The 18,821-nt window shown below is 49.0% G+C and carries 17 protein-coding genes and 1 pseudogene; 6 read left to right on the top strand and 12 right to left on the bottom strand.

Annotated elements, in window-relative coordinates; all coding sequences use genetic code 11:
* Window positions 1–22 precede the first annotated feature (22 nt).
* Together AAHB90_RS07685 and AAHB90_RS07680 are read left to right on the top strand one after the other, a co-directional pair.
* Window positions 23–3,187, top strand: coding sequence for a SusC/RagA family TonB-linked outer membrane protein (locus AAHB90_RS07685; RefSeq protein ID WP_342084346.1), 3,165 nt, complete (start codon window positions 23–25; stop codon window positions 3,185–3,187).
* A gap of 37 nt (window positions 3,188–3,224) precedes the next feature.
* Window positions 3,225–4,637, top strand: coding sequence for a SusD/RagB family nutrient-binding outer membrane lipoprotein (locus AAHB90_RS07680; RefSeq protein WP_342084345.1), 1,413 nt, complete (start codon window positions 3,225–3,227; stop codon window positions 4,635–4,637).
* A 61-nt stretch (window positions 4,638–4,698) separates the two neighbouring features.
* Here the strand turns inward: AAHB90_RS07680 and AAHB90_RS07675 are convergent, their stop codons facing one another.
* From AAHB90_RS07675 to rhuM, 3 genes are all read right to left on the bottom strand, one after another.
* Complete coding sequence (locus AAHB90_RS07675) at window positions 4,699–5,262, bottom strand: peptidylprolyl isomerase (RefSeq protein WP_342084407.1); 564 nt, start codon at window positions 5,260–5,262, stop codon at window positions 4,699–4,701.
* Window positions 5,263–5,657: 395 nt separating this feature from the next.
* Window positions 5,658–7,268: a Fic family protein gene (locus AAHB90_RS07670; protein ID WP_342084344.1), complete on the bottom strand. Its 1,611-nt coding sequence runs from the start codon at window positions 7,266–7,268 to the stop codon at window positions 5,658–5,660.
* Between the two features lie 600 nt (window positions 7,269–7,868).
* Window positions 7,869–8,159, bottom strand: coding sequence for a RhuM family protein (rhuM, locus tag AAHB90_RS07665; protein ID WP_342084406.1), 291 nt, complete (start codon window positions 8,157–8,159; stop codon window positions 7,869–7,871).
* Window positions 8,160–9,074: 915 nt separating this feature from the next.
* Here rhuM and AAHB90_RS07660 point away from each other — a divergent pair.
* Genes AAHB90_RS07660 through AAHB90_RS07650 form a run of 3 tightly spaced genes read left to right on the top strand, consistent with a single transcriptional unit; the run spans window position 9,075 to window position 11,547 of the window.
* Window positions 9,075–10,004, top strand: coding sequence for a pentapeptide repeat-containing protein (locus AAHB90_RS07660; protein WP_342084343.1), 930 nt, complete (start codon window positions 9,075–9,077; stop codon window positions 10,002–10,004).
* Window positions 10,005–10,016: 12 nt separating this feature from the next.
* Window positions 10,017–10,778, top strand: a complete 762-nt coding sequence (locus tag AAHB90_RS07655; RefSeq protein WP_342084342.1) for an ABC transporter ATP-binding protein — start codon at window positions 10,017–10,019, stop codon at window positions 10,776–10,778.
* Between the two features lies 1 nt (window position 10,779).
* On the top strand, window positions 10,780–11,547 hold the full coding sequence (locus AAHB90_RS07650) for an ABC transporter permease (RefSeq protein ID WP_342084341.1): 768 nt from the start codon (window positions 10,780–10,782) through the stop codon (window positions 11,545–11,547).
* 39 nt (window positions 11,548–11,586) lie between these two features.
* Here the strand turns inward: AAHB90_RS07650 and AAHB90_RS07645 are convergent, their stop codons facing one another.
* From AAHB90_RS07645 to AAHB90_RS07610, 8 genes and pseudogenes are all read right to left on the bottom strand, one after another.
* On the bottom strand, window positions 11,587–12,324 hold the full coding sequence (locus tag AAHB90_RS07645) for a DUF2490 domain-containing protein (protein WP_342084340.1): 738 nt from the start codon (window positions 12,322–12,324) through the stop codon (window positions 11,587–11,589).
* A 12-nt stretch (window positions 12,325–12,336) separates the two neighbouring features.
* Window positions 12,337–12,660, bottom strand: a complete 324-nt coding sequence (locus AAHB90_RS07640; RefSeq protein ID WP_342084405.1) for a chromate transporter — start codon at window positions 12,658–12,660, stop codon at window positions 12,337–12,339.
* Window positions 12,660–13,031 carry a chromate transporter gene (locus AAHB90_RS07635; RefSeq protein WP_342084339.1) on the bottom strand — a complete coding sequence of 124 codons (372 nt, stop codon included), beginning with the start codon at window positions 13,029–13,031 and terminating at the stop codon, window positions 12,660–12,662. Before AAHB90_RS07635 ends, AAHB90_RS07640 begins: the two co-directional genes overlap by 1 nt.
* Before the next feature lie 34 nt (window positions 13,032–13,065).
* The gene (locus AAHB90_RS07630; RefSeq protein ID WP_342084338.1) at window positions 13,066–13,470 is read right to left on the bottom strand and encodes a chromate transporter; all 405 of its coding nucleotides are present in this window, start codon (window positions 13,468–13,470) and stop codon (window positions 13,066–13,068) included.
* 38 nt (window positions 13,471–13,508) lie between these two features.
* Complete coding sequence (locus AAHB90_RS07625) at window positions 13,509–13,955, bottom strand: chromate resistance protein ChrB domain-containing protein (RefSeq protein WP_342084337.1); 447 nt, start codon at window positions 13,953–13,955, stop codon at window positions 13,509–13,511.
* Between the two features lie 2 nt (window positions 13,956–13,957).
* Window positions 13,958–14,944, bottom strand: coding sequence for a DUF1259 domain-containing protein (locus tag AAHB90_RS07620; RefSeq protein WP_342084336.1), 987 nt, complete (start codon window positions 14,942–14,944; stop codon window positions 13,958–13,960).
* Between the two features lie 135 nt (window positions 14,945–15,079).
* Window positions 15,080–15,268 (bottom strand): helix-turn-helix domain-containing protein, encoded by a 189-nt coding sequence (locus tag AAHB90_RS32755; protein ID WP_446717887.1) that lies wholly within the window; start codon window positions 15,266–15,268, stop codon window positions 15,080–15,082.
* Between the two features lie 258 nt (window positions 15,269–15,526).
* Window positions 15,527–15,871, bottom strand: a pseudogene (locus AAHB90_RS07610) (chromate resistance protein ChrB domain-containing protein); the annotation flags it as partial.
* 414 nt (window positions 15,872–16,285) lie between these two features.
* Here AAHB90_RS07610 and AAHB90_RS07605 point away from each other — a divergent pair.
* The gene (locus AAHB90_RS07605) at window positions 16,286–17,569 is read left to right on the top strand and encodes an alginate export family protein (RefSeq protein WP_342084335.1); all 1,284 of its coding nucleotides are present in this window, start codon (window positions 16,286–16,288) and stop codon (window positions 17,567–17,569) included.
* A gap of 5 nt (window positions 17,570–17,574) precedes the next feature.
* Here AAHB90_RS07605 and soxC read toward each other — a convergent pair whose 3' ends face one another.
* Window positions 17,575–18,819, bottom strand: coding sequence for a sulfite dehydrogenase (soxC, locus tag AAHB90_RS07600; RefSeq protein ID WP_342084334.1), 1,245 nt, complete (start codon window positions 18,817–18,819; stop codon window positions 17,575–17,577).
* Window positions 18,820–18,821 lie beyond the last annotated feature (2 nt).

Raw genomic sequence — 18,821 nt, 5'->3', positions numbered from 1 at the left:
TTCACTCTAACTCCTATTTTTCATGAAAAAACATTTATTTTATTTGTTCTGGATACTTGTGCCTATTTCTGTCCAGGCACAAATGAAGGCGGTCACCGGAAAGGTCACATCACCTGAAAACGAGCCCCTGCCGGGAGTAAATATTCTGGTAAAAGGGACTAATATAGGTACAACCACCAATTCCAGCGGGGAATACAGTATCAGCGTGCCGGGTAGCAGCAGCATTATCGTATTTTCTTTTATCGGCTATAAAAATGAACAGCTGTCGGCCGGTGACGCAGGGGTGTTGAACGTTGAATTAAAAGCAGATCTGATTAATTTGAACGAAGTTGTCGTTACGGCCAATGCCATAGTCCGGGAAAAGAAGGAATTAGGTTACGCCGTTTCCACCGTTAACGGCACCGAACTGATTAAAGCCCGCGACCCTAATTTGCTTAATTCCATGGCCGGTAGGATTGCCGGTGTTCGTATTTCGCAACAATCGGGCACGGTAGGAGGATCGACCAAAGTAATGATACGCGGGGCAAATTCCATATCCAGCGCCAGTGAACCACTGTTTGTCGTGGACGGGATACCGATTTCCAATTCTTCTTTTAACAATTCAGAAACAGATGTGGTGACCGGCGGTGTGGACGTTGGAAACCGGGCAGGCGACATCAATCCGGACGATGTTGAAAGTATGACGGTACTTAAAGGCGCGGCCGCATCGGCTTTATATGGGTCAAGGGCCCGCAACGGCGTGATCGTAATCACCACCAAACGCGGGAAGCCCGGATCTAAAAAAACGAACATATCGGTAAATTCTTCGTTCAGGTCTGACAAAGTGCTGCGCACGCCCAAACAGCAGGATATCTATGCGCAAGGTGTGCTGGGCGTTTACAATAACCAGGTAGGCAACGGATGGGGGCCAAAAATCAGCGATATTCAAGGACAGGTTGTCGATTATAAAGGAGAATTGGCAACCCCTCATGCATACTCGGACAACTGGGGCAAATTTTTCGTGACCGGCCACACCACGATTAACAGTATTGCGATCGACGGCGCTACCGAAACAGGCGACTACCGTGTAGGCTACACCAATCTGAAACAGGTTGGAACGGTCCCGGGTTCAGAATTGGGCAGGCACACCATTGCACTGAATGGTGGGACGAAAATTGGTAAGAAAATCACGTCGCGCGCCTGGGCAAACTATGTGAGAACGACCAGCGACGGAAGGCCGGCGCAGGGATCAAATACCGAAAATATCCTGGCGACCATTCTTACCGGCGTACCTGCCACAGTGGATATCAATGAGCTGAAAAACAATCTCTATGCAACGCCTAATCAGGCAGTTCCCGATGGCTGGACAGGCGACCTGGCACGTTCTATTGATCTGAACGGTGTACAGAATAATCCTTACTGGGTTACCACTTTCAATAAGTTCTCCAATTCGGTCGACAGGATTTTTGGAGGTACCAGCCTCAGCTACGATCCGACTTCCTGGCTAAACCTTACCGGCAGAGTCGGTACCGACTTCTTTACCGAAAACCGGCGTAATGTAACCCGAAAGGGAACAAGGGGCCGTTTAAACGGACAATTTGAGACCAATGATATTTTTGAGCGCGAACTCCAGACGGACCTGATTGCCAGTGTAACGCATAAATTGACAGAGAGCTGGTCTTTTAAAGGAATCCTCGGGCATCAGTTCAATCAACGCACCGTCCGTCGTTCCCGAATTTTGTCCCAGGGGTTGAACATCGACCAACTTTACACTTTCGCCAATGCACAGTCTAATGTAGCATCCAATTTTTCCAGTAAAAAAGAAATCTATGGTACCTATGCGGACGTCAGTTTTGATTACAGAAATTACCTGTTTCTGAACGTAACTGGCCGGAACGACTGGAGTTCGACATTGCCGGTGCAGAATAACTCCTATTTCTATCCTTCGGCCAGTGTATCTTTTGTGTTGACGGAAGCTTTTCCCAATCTGGGAATTGTAAAAAATGATATTCTTAGTTATGCCAAAATCCGTGCTAATTACGCCAACGTTGGAAGTGACGAGGATCCTTACCAGCTCGCTTTTACCTATAATCCGCTGACGCAGGCCAATGACATTTACACCTTCAATATCCTGTACCCGATAGGCGGAGCATCTGCTTTTGGCGCAACCAATGTACTGCCGCCCACGAACCTTAAACCGCAGCGGCAAACTTCCTATGAAATCGGTGCGGAGCTGAAATTTTTCGGGGGACGTGTGGGCTTGGATTTCACCTGGTATAAGAGCTTAAACTATGATCAGATCATTTCGATTGCGGTTCCGCAGTCGACAGGCTATTCCAGTAAACGTCTGAATATCGGTGAAATCTCAAACAACGGCGTCGAGGCAATGCTGACGGCCACCCCCATCAAGTCGGCGTCAGGTTTTCGCTGGGATGCAGCATTTAATTTTAATAAGAACAAAAATAAGGTCGAATCTCTCGCGCCCGGACTGGAAGAGCTTATCCTGACATCAGGAGACGGCTTCGGAATTTTTGTTGTGGCCAGACCCGGTCGGACTTTCAACATACAAGGTGTGGGCTGGCTCCGTGATCCCGACGGTAACCTGATCATCAATGAGACCACAGGGCTGCGTACGCCGGGCGCACGCAAAACGTTAGGCAATATTTATCCGGACTGGACGCTGGGGATTAATAATTCCTTTTCCTACAAGGGATTCGATTTGAATTTTCTGGTCGACATACGTAAAGGAGGGGTGATCAATTCGCAGACAGTAAGTATCATCCGGGAAGCCGGTATGTCCGCCGAAACTGCGGTAAACGACAGGAAACCCATTATTGATCCGGGCGTGATCAAAAATGCGGACGGGACATTTCGCCCCAACGATGTTCCTGTTGCCAGTATGGAACAATATTGGGGGCAGCTGGACAACACCAACAGCCCTGAAAGTAACACCTTTGACGCGTCCTATACAAAGCTGCGCGAAGTCAGGCTGGCATATAATCTCCCGAAAACACTGGTGAACAGAACACCTTTTGGCAATATTTCAGTGGGGGTTGAAGGGCGTAATTTATGGATTATAAAATCGCACGTGCCCCATATCGATCCTGAATCCAATGTACTGGGGACCGGGCTTATCGGTGAAGGTCTGGAGCGCGGGAGCATTCCAAGTACAAGGTCTGTTGGGGCCAACCTTCGGTTTGCTTTCTGATTTAGTGATGAATTCATACATACAAAGCTGATATACTATGAAAAAGCCATTTTGTTTTCTCTTCCTTTTATTTTTGACGACATCCTGCTTTAAAGACAGCGATATCAACATCGATCCAAACCGTTCGACTTCCGTGGATCCTGCGCTGTTGTTCAGTGGGGCGGCTACACAATTTTCGCTGCTGCGCCAGGCCGAACTGACCTGGCCAATTGCTTTGGGAAGCCAAATGTGGGCCTCCGGTGCCCGCTGGGGCCTTGCGCAGGCGCAGTACGATCAGACCAGGGTGCGGAGTGCATGGGGTAAGTCATATACGGATGTGCTCAAAAACCTGGATGTAGCTATTAAACTTGCCGAGTCGACAACTCCCATTCCCAAGAATGCTGTTGCGCAATGCAAAATTTTAACTGCATTTGTTTATTCCCAAACAAGCCTTTTGTGGGGAGATATCCCCTTTACCGAGGCTGCAAACGGAGAAGTAAACTGGCCGAAATTTGATAAGCAGCAAGACGTGCTCAATGGTTGCCTGGCTATGATCGATGAGGCATTGGCGATGATGGATACGGGAACAAAGGGGATTTCTGCCCCGAACGATCTGTATTACGGAGGTGATATGGTTAAATGGAAAAAGTTTGGTAATTCACTGAAATTGAGGATCCTCTTTGCGATGGTCGATTCGGACCCCAGCAAGGCTGCTGCGATTGGCAAGCTGGTAACGGAGGGTGGAGGCATTGCCTCCACCGCAGATGCAATGCAATTTAAGTATTACAATGAGCCTGGACGACAGAATCCGAGATACTCTTTTACTGCGATTTTCAGAGGCGGTGTACAGTCGGACTGGTACTGTTCCAAACCGGTTTATGATCTCCTTGTGTCACTTAATGACCCGCGGATTCCCTACTTTTTTCAGCCAGGCCCGGACGCTAAGCTAGACGAATACATTGCATTGAATTCGGTGGAATCATATACGACCAAATCAGCATTGGTAAGCATGAACCTGTTAAAGGCGGACCTTCCCGAAATTTCATTTTCGTATTCCGAACAGCTTTTGTTTGAAGCGGAGGCATATGCACGTGGTTTTGCAGAAGGCGGCTTCACATTGGCTACCCAACGACTGCGGGCTGGTGTGAGTGCCTCTCTGGTATCATTTGGTGTTCCAGCCGCGCAGGCAGAGAGTTATGCGGCAGCGCTTCCAGCATTAACTGCGGCCAACTATAAAACCATTCTGGCACAGCAACAGTATCTCGACCTCTTCATGCGCCCGATAGAAGGTTGGACCCAGCACAGACGGTCTGGCGTGGCCGGACAGGAGATTCCTGCGATGAGCCCGCCGGTTGGGTCACCTGTGGCCGGTCTGATGCGTAGGCTGCTATACCGGAGTGAGGAAGTGAACTCGAATCCTAACACGCCATCTGGAATCGCTTTGGATGTTCCGCAGTGGTTTGATAAATGAGGGCAGTCGGCTTTCGGCTATCGGCAGTCGTGTACTGATTGCCGACGGCCGATAGCCGATATTATTTTTTTGACTGGTCAAACCCATTTTTCTTCAAATCATTGTCTGACATGGGGATGATTTTAATGTTCAGCTTTATAGGATCATAAGGTTTATTTGTGGAATCCTTGCTGACACTCACAATGCTGTCGACTACATCCATTCCTTTAAAAACATAACCAAAAACGGTGAACTTATCATCAAGCCGTGCAAGGCCCGCTTTATTTTGTACAATATAAAACTGGCATCCCGCCGACAACATTTCTTTGTTACCATCCCTTCCCGCCCCCACAGCACCGTAAATATGCCGGAGCTTACTGTTGAATTCCGGTTTAAGCAGGTAGGGAGAACCAGAAAATCCCTCGGGCGTATCCGGACAGCCACCCTGTGCTACAAAGTCTTTAATAACCCGGTTAAAAGTTAAAGTATCCCAGTAGCCTTCATTCGCCAGTTTCATAAAGCTCGCTTTGTGATTAGGCGTCTCATTGTAGAGCCAGATCAGTATCTCGCCTTTGTTGGTCTTAATTTGCCCGACCGGATGAGTTTTTTCTTTCTGGGCCAATGCTGAAAAGCATATGGCTAACATCAGCGGGAGAAATAATCTGTTCATGGGATTACGATCAATTTTTGGTAAGATGGATGAGTAAGTGTGAACTGCATTCGGAGTGCTCTGGTCAAAACGTCTTTGTGTTTTGAATGTACCAATACAATATCTATTATAATCTATAAAATCAATCGTTTATATAATAATAGGTACAAATCGCGATTGGGTGGGAATAATAAATGTAAAAATTGCCATCCCATATTTGTGTCGATCATCTACCGAAATGGGCAACAAACAGCCCCATAAAAGATCTGGTGTATCCTTCTCCAACCCGAAAATACTTGATTTTTATTTTAACCTTCCATTTATAAGAACGTGGGACTTACAAAGAATGGGGATCGTACCATCTTTGCAGTGACCACGTTCTAAGTCTTTACCTACCCTTCCGTTCGCGGGAATAGATTTAAATTGTTATGCCCTGGCTCACCCTTTCCTGCCGGTAATCCTGCAACCATTTTGCCTGCCAGTCTTTCTGTAAGAAGATATCCGATAAACTGTGCAAACGGCTCTATGTCTTGTTGCACACTTGCACTCTCCAATGCGGCCATGTATTCTTCCCGTTTTTCGAACGGAATCACCGTCCATGGGTAACCACCAGAAGCCAGCATGGCATTCATCAAAAGTCGACCCATCCTTCCATTCCCATCCATATAAGGGTGAATGAATACAAAGATGAAATGCCCCAGCACTGCTCTGACTGAGGCATGGGTCTCCTCTTGCAACAGCTCGAAAAGTACCGGCATGGCGTCCCGCATCGCATCTACACTCAACGGTACATGTTTAGAACTTCCAATATACACCTGGTGGTTACGGTACCCAGCCAAGTCCGATGCTTTCAAAAGGCCAGCGACCACACTGGGATCAAACAGCTCCCTGTACCATTTTGAATGTGCTATATCCACTAAATCGCCGGCGTTGCCCCCCGCCAGTATCTGCTCGATCGTCTGCTTTACAGCCTGGAAAGCCTGGTAATACCCCCGGGCGGCCATGGCGTCTCTCTGTCTTTGATCCTCCTCGTTTTCAAACACGTTCCATTTACCCGAGCTTACCTTTCCAATCAACTCTGGGGTAACACGGTAGCGCTCGATAGACAGCGAGTTGTAAGCATCTGTTACATAGATATCGTCGATATCTTTTAAAAACGATCCGATGTCCTCGGGAAGGCCCGGTTCCTGCGGCAGGTTTGCGATCACTACCGGGCGCATATGCATCCACATTAAACGAATGCGGTTTGCATAAGGGGAGCGCTCTTTCGGAGATAGGTTAATGTCCAACCGATGGTCAAACGGTTCTGTCTCACGGATATCGTAACCGGCCTGTCTGAAGGTCTCCATGATCTGGTCGGCTATCCGCTCACGTTGAATATTTCTGAACGCTCCCGCCAACCGGCCGGCCAGAACTGTATGCCCGTTATCAAGTAGTATTGGCAATAATTCAGAGGCGTCCCGTATCATGGAAAGCACCGTTCTGGCATCGATAGCATTACTCCTGTACACAGTAGCAGCACTGTATATCAGCGCTGACTGCATATCATACGTTCGGATCCCCCTGCTTACCACTGTTTGCCCGGCGGCAGGGATATCCGTTCTCAGGTTAAACAAGGACGTGTTGTGAGGTAGCGGCGTAGGTCTGTTGTTGCCCTCCGGCGATCTTACAAGCAATTGTTTTGGAACGGACCAGTTTCCCGCTTGGAGCAGCAATGACTGCTCAGCAGACAGACACCAGTTTTCACCGTACTTGTGGTTCAGATATTGAGCAATGAAGTCCCAGTATGAACTGTACCATGAAGTAGTTTCCCCGTCCTTTTCCGCCGGGTCTCTGGCAATATACCATCCCTTGGTGACTTCACGGATAAAGCCATTTTTTATCAACAACTGCCTGTACCTAGCCGTCGGGATATCATCTGTAAATATGCCGACTATGCCTTTTTCCTGAAGGCTTTTCAGAATATTGAGCGCTTGGGCAAATCTTTCCTGAGGTGTTGCCATACTTGCAAATGTTATAAAAAGGTGCCGCGATTATCCGCGGTCCAGCTAGCAAACGCAGCCGTGGCAATCTTAGCAAACACTAATGTAGCAAAATTAGCAAATACAATAGTATCAAAACTAGTAAATAGGGAGGTGCAAATTTTAGCAAATACGATACAAATCACTTTTGGGGCTCATTCTTAATGTCTAGGGCCTGTAAGTAGTGAATTCGGATAGCTTTCACCGAATTTTCCAGCAAAGAAGCTGACAAAGTCACCATTCATCATCCGGCTTGACAGGAAACCAAACCGCTGATTTTGCACGTCCAATGCCTTCTGGAACGAAGGTTTCGGCCAGCTCGATCGTTTCCTTGTTATGCAGCCTTTCCAGATCCGTCTTAGGGCCAAATGAGGGACAAAAATTAGTAAATCATCAAGAGAAGAGCAAACGCCTGAAAATTTCGATCAAATATCTAATTTTCAGGCGTTTGCATATCGTTACTTATCGGTGCTCTATGTGCTTATTTGCCGATACAAAATATACACAAATCTGATTACCAATCAATTACAAAAGAAAGGATCCAAGTAAGATACAAAAACTACTGGTTTCTGTTGAGTATACTTATGATGAGAGTTTCACGGTATCCATCTCTTCCGGCTTGCTGGCTGCTGCAAAAAGAGTAAGGCTGGCAAGCGCCTCGTTGCTTATTACTAGTTCTCTATTGTCAGACATCAATAAATTATTCCTTTCTAAAAAGAGCAGGAAGCATGCCGCAGCTCTAGCTTCATTGATGGCATAACCTTTTACAAGAAAGTCCGTTAGCCGCTGGGTTGCCCATTGCCGGAATTGAGTCCCCAGCTTCGTGTTCACTCTATATCCCACCGCAATGATGACATCAAGATTATAGTGAATCCGGTTGCGCTCTACGAACCGGGCTCCGTCCTGTTGAACTGTTCGGAAATTCCGAACAGTTCCGCCTTCATCCGATTGAAAAATATGTTTATTTGCTCACTTATGTTGGCCTTGCTTGAACCGAACAGAGTCACCAGCTGCGAATTAGTCAACCAAACGGTGTCCTGCTCAAACACGACATCGATAAAAACTTCGCCATCCGGGCTTCGGTAAATCTCAATTTTACTCTCCATGTCTTACATCTACATATCTTCCTCATTGGAATGCAATAACCTCCGCCAGTTACAGGCGCCGCCTCCGGTAACCAACTCAGCTTATTTTCCGTCTCATTCTCTACCGCCCAAATTAGCATCATTTGCAGCTCAAAGAGGCTCAAAACTCATAATAATACACGCTGTCAGACGCCCATTTACCGACAAGATCGCCAAAGTGTTATTTGAAAGTTACAAAATTGCCGAATTTTGTAACTTTCAAATAACAAATTCACTAATGCTGCCTCCTTGAATCCGGCTTTTGAACAAACTCTCTCCGCAACGTCACTAATTTCCCGCCATCGCAAGCATGGAACACCTTATACCGACACTAGAAGTTACGATGAAATTAACAACCCAATTTCAATTTTGTTTGATCAAGCCGTTTCGTCCAGATTGATCACCGCATTTTACACTTCAGCAGTGAGCTACTGAGAAAGCTCTTAAGACTGGTGGTCAATCCGCCATGGAATGAAGTGGCCAGGAACCGTATTTTCCTATTTGAGCCTTCGAGCAGACATGTTTTTCGGCGGAAACAACACTTTGTAAGACAATAACAACCATAAGTAGCGTACACACAACCAATAGTAGCCGTTTTTTTGCAGGCCTCCCGGCATCTCCCATATAGTTTTGCGATGTCGAAAAAACAAAAAACAAAACACATATGGACAGTAAGGTAATCGGCGAGAAGATCGCCAAAGCACGTAAAGACAAAAGTATGTCGCAGGCGCAACTCGCCCAGCAGATATTCATCAGCCCACAGGCGGTCGGAAAATGGGAACGCGGCGAATCGATGCCCGACATTACCACATTTGACCGGCTGGCAGAGATTTTGGGTGTAGACCTCAATTACTTTTCTGAAAACGCACCACTGGCAGCGGCGGAAATAGCCGGTACTGCCGTGTCGGCAAGGCCGTCCGATCATGTAATAGAGCATGCTGCCGGTTCCGGCGACCGTCAGGTTGTGATCAACCTCACGGCGGCCGATCTGCAAGGCAGCGATTTTGCGGGCGTTGTTTTGCATAAGGGAAAATTCAAAGCCAGCTCCCTGCGCGGGGCCGATTTCTCCAACGCCGATCTGACCGGCAGCTCCTTTGACGCAACGGACGCTCGCGAAGCGAACTTTGACGGCGCGGATCTGACAGAATGCAACTTTTCGGCCACCGACCTTACGGGTGCAAGTTTTGGCAAATGCGTCCTTGTTCGCACCGTCCTGAACATGTCGGGCCAGGCCGCAAAGTTCGCCGACGCGAACCTGGTGGACGTGAAGCTGATCAAAACGGACCTTAGAAAGGCCATTTTTGAGAACTGTACATTTACCGGGGTTGATTTCAGTTACTGCGACCTGCGCGGAATTAACTTTGCCGGTCAAACCTTCGACGGTGTCAGATTTGACAAGTCTGCGCTGAACGATGTATCCTTTCAGGGCGCGACACTTAAAAATGTGTCCTTCACAGTGCCTTTCTCTCTGACAAACAAAGCTCACCTGGCCCTGAAAACCATCCGTTTCGACGGGGCGAAGATGGACAAGCTCACCCACCTGGCCCTCAAAGGCCTTGGCGTTGTCGATCTGTCAAACGTTACGATCATCTAACCCGAGGTAATCATGCAAAAACCGGCAATACAAGTTGAAGGGCTGCAAAAGTCCTTCAAAGGGCTTCATGTGCTCAAAGGCGTGGATTTCGAGGTAGAAAAGGGAAATATTTTTGCCTTGCTCGGCACCAATGGTTCAGGGAAAACCACGATCGTTAAAGTCCTGACTACGCTGCTCAAACCCGATTGCGGGAAGGCGATCGTAAATGGGTTCGATGTTACGACGAATCCCGGTCAGGTCCGCCAGGCAATCAGCCTGACGGGCCAGTTTGCCGCCGTGGATGAAATGCTTACCGGGCGCGAGAACCTGGTCCTGATAGCCAGGCTGCGGCATCTTCGAAACCCTCGCCAAATCGCCGACGATCTGTTAGGCCGTTTTGGCCTTGGCGAAGCCGCGGGCAGGCTGGCCTCCACCTACTCGGGCGGTATGCGCCGGAGGCTCGATATCGCAATGAGCCTGGTGGGCAATGCCGAGCTCGTATTTCTGGACGAGCCCACCACCGGTCTCGACCCGGAGGCCCGGATCGAGGTTTGGAGAATCATCAAAGAACTGGCCGCCAATGGCACCACCGTGTTTCTTACTACCCAATACCTGGAAGAAGCCGAACAGCTCGCCGACAGGATCGCTATTCTTGACAAAGGAAAAATTATCGCCGGCGGCACGCTTGCGGAACTGAAAAACCTGTTCCCGCCCGCGACAGTAGAATACATCGAAAAACAGCCGAGCCTGGAAGAAATTTTCCTGGCTATCGTCGGCGCTAACCAGGAAAAATAAAATGGAAGCTACAAGAACCTATTTTTTTGCAGACACGGCCGTTATGCTGGGCCGTTCGCTGCGGCACGTCTTCCGCAGCATGGATACGATCATCACCGTCACGCTGATGCCCATCGCGATGATGCTGCTATTCGTATACGTGCTCGGCGGCGCGATCCAAACCGGGACAGACAACTACGTCAACTATCTGCTGCCGGGTATCCTGCTCATCGCCGTTGCCAACAGCATCGGGTATACTTCCTACCGACTATTTCTAGATATGCAAAAAGGCATATTCGAACGGTTTCATTCGATGCCCATTGCTCGTTCGGCCGCATTATGGGGACATGTATTGACCTCCCTCGTGTCCAATATGCTTTCTCTTTTTATCATCGTCCTGGTAGCGCTGCTCATGGGCTTCCGCTCCTCGGCGGGGGTGATCGAATGGTTGGGCGTGGCAGGCGTGCTGGCATTGTTTACCTTGACATTGACCTGGATCGCTGCGATAGCCGGCTTGTCCGCCAAATCGGTGGACGGCGCGGCCGCGATCGCTTATCCGATCCATTTTCTGCCGTTGATCAGCTCGGCATTTGTGCCTACTGCCACCATGCCGCCGGCTGTCCGCGTGTTTGCGGAAAACCAGCCTGTGACCCCGGTTGTCGAGACGATCCGCGCATTACTCGCCAATCAGCCGGCAGGCGATCAGCTTGGGCTTGCTCTGGCCTGGTGTGGAGGGATTCTGCTTTTGGCCTACCTGTTTGCAATGCGAGTGTATTACGGAGCAAGTTGACGCATTTCAAAAATGCACAACGGTACACGTAAGATATACCTACTTACTTTTGGGACGAAAATCCAGGTTATGGAATGCGAAAATTCGTAGCACGTTGTTGCTATTAAAACGGTTACCAGCCGGCAGCTGCTGGAACTGGTTCATGTAGCCCACCTGAACATTCAAGCCTCTCGTGAACTGATAACCTAGCCCGAAAAACAATCGGTTTTGATCGAAAACATTGTAGGTAATCTCTTTTCCCGCATTGATATGGATCTCGTCATTGAAAGCGAAGAAAAGTGTATTGGGCTCAATAAAGTCGCGATTTAACGGCACCATCAGATTCAAAAGGTAACGGAAGCGGAAGTTGAAGTTATGTCCGTCTTGAAGCTGGTCGTTCGCAATCTTTCTGTTAAAACGTTCTTCCACACGAATCCACTGTTGTGTTTGCAGCCGCTTTTGCCTGCTCGTCCAAAGTACCTGTTGCCATAGCCTGTTTTCAGGGCGCACGGTGTGAAGGCCTGCCGCAGGGTAGCTTCTTGCATAGGCATATCCGAGCGTGAAGCGCAGGTGGTCATTTGCATAATAGGTTATCCCGGGCCGGATAATCTGCGTTGACCACCTGTCCAAAAATTCGGTGCGCCTGGCATGGAGGTCGAGCCAAATACCCCATTTCCCGGTAAGCCTTGTCTGATTGAAATAACCCACCCACACGCCGCTCTGTTTGTTGACCTGCTTTTGGGCAACAGCCGGAATTGCAAACAGTAAAGTGAGTGCGAAAAGGTACTTGTTGAGCATAGATTAACTGGTTTACAAGTAAGTTTTAAGACAATAGCCGATAATGGCGGCAGCTAAAATGATATAAGGCTCTTGCAGCTTCTTGATGTAGATCAACCCGAGAATGGATGCCAATGCGATAAGGGCTGATGTGATGTCGGTAATCGAGCGGGTAGCGATGACAAACACCGACCCGACCAACGCGCCCACAACAGCTGCAGTAATGCCGTCTACAAATGCCTTGATGCTTTCATTTTTAGATATTTTTTTAAAATACGGTGCAGGCAATATGGTAAATACAAAGCACGGTAAGAACACACCCAGCGCCGCTACACTCGCCCCTGCAAACCCTGATATTAGAAAGCCGATAAACCCGACAGTGATGACGACAGGGCCGGGTGTGTAATCATTGCTACTGCCACCGAGTCCAAAAATTGCTGCTCGTTAAGCCAACCCATTTCGCCAACAACACCAGCTTGTAAGAACGGAATAATGACCAGCCCACTGCCGAAGACAAATGCACCGGCTTCTGTAAAAAATGCTCCAAGCTGCCAGAGCTTATCGGCGTCAAAATCCCAGAAACCTGTTGCAGTCACCAAAACCACAGACAATGATGTAGTCGGCTTTTTGATCCATTTTGGCGGCGCTTTGATAATCATATAAACCAGCCCAAGAATGATGAATAGCCATACTTCTTCCTGCTGGGTTATAGCAGTCACAACCGCCATGACAATGAAGAACAGCCATAAGGGCCATCGGCTTTTAATGGCCTGTATTTCTAATTTGCTGACGGACTTGATGGTGAGCTTGCAGCAGCTCAAAGTGATGATACCGATGACAGCCGAGCCCACTCCATACCGATTGCATCCAGGCAAGGCCGCCATAAAGCTTGTAGGCCATTCCAAGCAACACAACCATGACAAACGAAGGGAGCACGAAGGCCAGACCGGTAAGCGTTGCCCCCCAAACTCCGTAATGTACACAGCCTAAGTAAATACCGAGCTGCGCAGCGAGGGGACCAGGCGCGAGTTGCGCGAGTGCCAAACCTTCCCGGTACTCGTCCTCTGTAATCCATTTGCAGTCTTCCACCAGGTCTCGGTGCATATACCCGATCAAGGCCACCGGCCCGCCAAAACCGAGCGTTCCAAGTTTAAGAAAATACTTCACTAGCTCTGTTAAGCTGTACTGTGCTGTTTTTGGAGATGTTAAGGTTTCCATGTATGCTTTTCATTTTGAAGGTGTCTTGCCCATGCGTAAAGCGCGTCGTAGACCTTCAGACCGACTTCCAGCATTTGGTGGTCGTCCTGAATTGTGTAGGATAGTCCGGCCGAGATAGCCCACAGGCCTGCGGCCTGCGGAGCTATCTCGAAACGGTCCGTATCGGCTGCCCTGACAATTGTGGCGATTTGCAGCACCGAAGGATCGGTTATACCATGCTTGGAAACAAAGTAATCGAACGTGCATTGATCGCCATAGTGCGAATACTCGGCACCAGGAATGTCGTACGGAATTGCTTCCAGCCGACTTGCAAGTTCAAATACCCGATCTTTGGGAACGTATAAAAATTCGGCACCCGGATCGATAAAGTTTTTGATCAGCCAAGGACAGGCAATCCGGTCTATTTTAGGCCGCTCGCGGGTTATCCATTTCATCGTCAGTGATTGGAATGCGATCCATGAGGCGTTTTACCAAGGACATCAAGAGCGGCGCGGAAGCCCTTGGCGAGCTCTTCCGCAGCGCCTTTTCCGTAGTAGTGCAAAAATATCATCCGTGGATCTTCGTCGAGCATATGATTATGGACGGCTACTACTTCCAGCTTATGGTCACGCAGCACTTTAATCACCGTGTTCACTTCATGACCAAGCATCGCGATATCGCCTGCGATGTGTGCATTCGTCTTTGTACCGGCGAAGCTTGCCCATGAGTTCAATCCGATCGCAGCCGTCATTTCCGCGCCCATGGACATGATGGTCAGATCCTGGCGGCCGACCGTATACTTGTAAGTTGGCCCGTTCACTACCCCTGTATATTTGACGATAGCGTCCAGGGCGCTTAAATCAAAAATCTCTTTGGCCGTTTGCGACGCGGGAGTTGACGGAGCCGGCTGGTTAGCCGGTGCAATTTTGGCATCCTTTATGGCCAGTGCAAACTTTTTAGCAAGTTCCGCAGGACTTCCCATTCCGTGGAAATGCATGTAAAATATGCGCGGTTCTTCGTAGAAAAAGTGATTATGGATTGCCCCGACTTCCAAGCCAGCTGCCTGCGCGGCGGAAATCAATGGATTAACTTCCTCTTGAAGTAGCACTGTATCGCTCATCAATACAGCCGACTTTCCATCCACCGTTTTTTTGATCGAAACCCACCCGCCAAATCCGAACGAAATGGGAACGCCCTCTGATTTGATTGCGATTTTAAGGTCGTTTCTCGGCAGGGCGATCGTGTGCACGGCCTGAGCTTCATTATAAGTACCTTTTTTGCCGATTGCACTTTCGATTGCCGCAATCTCTTCGGCAGACAGCGGTGGTGTTTTCAACGGAGCGCTGCTGCTTGCCGTGGCATAAAGTCCGGTTAGTCCGGCTGCTCCTGCCATCGATGTTGCACCGAGCCATGTTCTTCTCGAAATCAGTTTTTGGTTTTCCATTTTTGAAATAATGTGGTTGACAGTGCAATACTATTAAACCCATTACCTAAAAAATAGAACAGAAATAACCCGCTTGTACGGACTTTACTTTTGGGCCAAAGATTTTCTAAAAACCGACGGATTCTGACCAGTGTACTACTTAAAAATGCGGTTGAAATGACTCTGATCAGAAAAACCTGTCAGGTAAGCAATCTCTGCCAAACTGTTTGAGGTATCACCGAGCAGCTCGATAGCCTTCTCAATGCGAAGCTTTCTGATATAGTCTCCAAACGACAGGTCACTGAAATATTTGGAGAATTCCCGCGAAACATATGCAGGGTTCATGTCTAGCCCCGCCGCTACTTCTTTCAGACTTAAATTCAGGTTTGTATCAATCTGATCCTGAATCTCTTTCAATTGCCTGGCCCATTCCGGCGCTTTTCCTTTCGGAGATGACTTTTCGCGGATATACGCATTGAACACTTCCAGCAATAGCTTTTCAGTCGGACTTTGTGTGCGCTTTTGTTTTTGTAAGTGTTTGGCCCAGCTGTAAAGCGCGTCGTAAATCAGCATCCCCTTTTCGAGAAGTTCATAATCGTCGGTGATATTGTAACTGAGGCCGGCCGAAATTGCCCAAAGTCCGGAGCTTTGCACGGCTAAGGCGTGTACATCCGTGTCCGCCCCACGCACGATGACGGCCATGTCCCTTACGGCGGCGTCATCGATATTAAATTTTTCGATCAGGTAATCGAATGTGCAGCGGTCCTCATAATGCGTAAATTCGACTCCTGGAATGTCAAACGGTGTTGCATCCAGCTCGGTCGCTTTGGTCAGTACCTCTTTGAAAAGTACATAGTAGAATACTGCCTACGGGTCTATGAACCTTCTGATCAGCCATGGACAGGCAATCCGGTCTATTTTCGGGCGCTCCCGCGTTATCCATTTCATACAGCTTGCACTATTACCTAGCGCAAATATTAAAAAAACTCCAATCACAATGAAGCAGATCATTCGCTTCCATATCTCTAGTGATTTATCGGCGGTAATTTTTTCATCCCTTTTTGGGCGTTGGCGTAAAAAGTGAATCACTGTTACGTCAGAATATCCGTCAGATCCAAAGCCAAAAGGATTTTTCGACCAGTTCGTAGCTTTTGTAAAAATATGGCCGCCGGCAGTTGACCGCTGGCCTCCGGTCCACATTAGGCCGTCGAAAAAAAGTACCGTAACAATGTAACAAATGAAATCCAGATCTGGCCCGCAACATTGGAGAACCTTAACAAACTATTTAATCTATTATACTAATAGTTTAAAATAGAACCGGTACTTTTGCAAAGCTAAACGTGCTTTGCACCCCACCCTTCTGTGCGTTATCTAAAATTACTTGGCTGGTTTCTATTATTGTTTTTCCGGGTGCAAGCGCAGTCTGCGGATTCAGTCAACCGGGAGCTTACCGTTGATTTTGAGGTCCGGCCGCGCACAGAGTATCGCGATAATTTTATGTGGACACCGGCCGATTCGGTCATGCCGCGGCTTTATGTAACGCAGCGAAACCGGCTCAGTATCACTTACCGGCACAAATGGCTAAAATTGCACGCCTCCCCGCAGGAAATCCACGTTTGGAGAGAGACGGGTAAGTTTTCGCGCGTTGGGAGTATCAATGCTTTCGAGCTCTACGCCGAGCCTGCGATCGGCAAAAATTGGTCGGTACGTATAGGGCGGCAGGCACTGTCGCTGGATAATGGGCGGCTGTTTTCCGCTGCGCCTTGGAGCCAGCAGAGTCGCGCGCATGAAGGTGTAAGGATATTTTACAACGGCAAGCTAAGCACCGATCTGATGGTCGCATTTACCCGGCCTTACGGTACTACATTCGATGCGGCCTATTCTTCGGTGGCTTCGCATCAATACAAAATGCTCGTCCTCCATCATCTCAAATACAAATTCAAAAATTCGTGGACGCTGACAACCATCAATGCAATGGACGTCTTCGAAAAGCCGGATGCCGAAGCGCAACATTACCACCGGATCACCAATGGCGGTCGGATCGAATATGCGTACGGCTGGCTTTACAGTACAATGAATGCCTATTACCAATATGGCCGAACAGCCACCATGAAAAGGATCGGTGCCTATTACATTCAACCCGAAGTGAGTACGACAGTGGCGGGAACCACTTTCCGGCTTGGGGCCGAAATCCTGAGTGGCAACAAATCCTCAATACCTACTGGCAAGACACATTCGTTTGTACCACTTTACGGGGTGGCCTGGAAATTCATGGGAAACATGAACCTCTTTACGCGCTTTCCCACCGACGTGGGCGACAAGGGATTGGTCAATCCTTACCTGTTCGTGATCAGGCAAATGAGTAAAAAGCTCTCATTACGGGCGGATGCACATCTGTTTTATTCCCAATTCTCGCCCGCGAAGGAAAACGACCGGCTCGAAGGCACCTATCTGGGCTTTGAAAGTGACCTTTCACTCAACTACAAGTCAGTCAGAAACCTGGAAATCATCTACGGTTTTTCATTTACTATCGCCAACGAGCGAATGGAACTGCTTCAAAAAGTACCCGATGCCGGTAAAACTCCCATTTGGAGCTACCTGATGATCTCTTACGCGCCGCGTTTGCTAAAATGGAAAAGAAAATAACAAAGCTACGTAGCTTTAAACAATACCTGCCCGTCCCCCTGCAAGTACCACGCCGTAACCGGGTTGAAATGGTAACCCATATTCCCGCCGCGTGCTGCGAGTAATTGTTTTAAAAACGGCTGCGCATACCCGGTTTCATCCACCGCGCGGCTCATGATCTCGGTAGAACTGCCGTCCCAATTCCACAGGTAACGGAATGCGACAATGGCCTTGTCGAGCACGGGCTCCTGCAAGGTAGCGTTTTGCCAGGTTTTACCGACGTCAGTACTCACTTCCACGCGGGTTACTTTTCCCCGGCCGCTCCACGCAATTCCCCGGATTTCGATCCAGCCTTTTTCGACTTTGACTGGATAGGAAGGATAGGTAATGATCGAACGGGCGTCCATAGTAAAGCTGAACTGGCGAATCTTGCCGCCTCCTACCGCCTCGGTGTATTTGGAAGTCTCTTCGCGGGTCATGAACGGCGCGTCGCCGAGCTCGATCCGGCGGAGCCATTTTACGTTGGCATTACCCTCCCATCCGGGCAGGAAAAGGCGCACGGGATAGCCCTGCTCGGGACGGATAGCCTCGCCGTTTTGCGCATAAGCGATAATCGCGTCGTCCCAGCCTTTGTGAACGGGCACGCTTCGGGTCATTACGGCGGCGTCGCCGCCCTCGGCCAAAAACCAGGTCGCTTTCGGACTAACACCTACCTCACGGAAAAGCGTCGATAACGCCACGCCTGTCCATTCGCTCTGGCTGGTGAGGCCGCAGATTTCCTGCGGGCGGATTTTGCCGTCGTTCGCGCCCCGGTAGTTGCCCGAGCATTCCAGAAATGCAATGCGGGAAACCGATGGGAAGCGTTTCAAATCGGCCAATGTAAAAACCATAGGCTTATCGACCATGCCATGAATGACCAACTCGTGTTTGGTGGGGTCTATGGCCGGTACGCCGCCGTGGTGGCGCTCGTAATGCAGGTCCGAGGGCGTGATGATGCCGTGCAGGTCCTGCAAAGGCGTGCGCGAGGAAGTGTCGGAAGGGGTTTTGACAGGTTTTTCAAAAGGCGACCGGGTGCCGAGTACACCCGGCGGTATGCCCGGAACTTTGGTGGGATCGTCGGCCAGTTCCGAAGCAGTCAATGCAGCCTGGAATGCTTTGCCGCTGGCGGTTTGTACCAAAACAACAGAAGCCGCTGCGGCACCAGCGAGCAGGCTGCGGCGGCTCATTTTGCCGGAAGTGATTAAAGTCCTTTTATCGTGAGATTGTTGCATGA

The sequence above is a fragment of the Dyadobacter sp. OTU695 genome, assembly GCF_038440355.1.
Taxonomy (GTDB): Bacteria; Bacteroidota; Bacteroidia; order Cytophagales; family Spirosomataceae; genus Dyadobacter.
The sequence above is the reverse complement of the archived record's forward strand: the minus strand, read 5'-3'. Positions and strand labels throughout refer to the sequence as shown.

Coding starts and splice junctions, on each gene's coding strand:
- AAHB90_RS07685 (WP_342084346.1), top strand. CDS start 23: ATGAAAAAACATTTATTTTATTTGTTCTGGATACTTGTGCCTATTTCT.
- soxC (WP_342084334.1), bottom strand. CDS start 18,819: ATGCAACAATCTCACGATAAAAGGACTTTAATCACTTCCGGCAAAATG.
- AAHB90_RS07675 (WP_342084407.1), bottom strand. CDS start 5,262: ATGTTAGCCATATGCTTTTCAGCATTGGCCCAGAAAGAAAAAACTCAT.
- AAHB90_RS07655 (WP_342084342.1), top strand. CDS start 10,017: ATGCAAAAACCGGCAATACAAGTTGAAGGGCTGCAAAAGTCCTTCAAA.
- AAHB90_RS07625 (WP_342084337.1), bottom strand. CDS start 13,955: ATGAAATGGATAACCCGCGAGCGGCCTAAAATAGACCGGATTGCCTGT.
- AAHB90_RS07660 (WP_342084343.1), top strand. CDS start 9,075: ATGGACAGTAAGGTAATCGGCGAGAAGATCGCCAAAGCACGTAAAGAC.
- AAHB90_RS07680 (WP_342084345.1), top strand. CDS start 3,225: ATGAAAAAGCCATTTTGTTTTCTCTTCCTTTTATTTTTGACGACATCC.
- AAHB90_RS07620 (WP_342084336.1), bottom strand. CDS start 14,944: ATGGAAAACCAAAAACTGATTTCGAGAAGAACATGGCTCGGTGCAACA.
- AAHB90_RS32755 (WP_446717887.1), bottom strand. CDS start 15,268: ATGAACCCTGCATATGTTTCGCGGGAATTCTCCAAATATTTCAGTGAC.
- AAHB90_RS07670 (WP_342084344.1), bottom strand. CDS start 7,268: ATGGCAACACCTCAGGAAAGATTTGCCCAAGCGCTCAATATTCTGAAA.
- AAHB90_RS07650 (WP_342084341.1), top strand. CDS start 10,780: ATGGAAGCTACAAGAACCTATTTTTTTGCAGACACGGCCGTTATGCTG.
- AAHB90_RS07635 (WP_342084339.1), bottom strand. CDS start 13,031: ATGGCGGTTGTGACTGCTATAACCCAGCAGGAAGAAGTATGGCTATTC.
- AAHB90_RS07645 (WP_342084340.1), bottom strand. CDS start 12,324: ATGCTCAACAAGTACCTTTTCGCACTCACTTTACTGTTTGCAATTCCG.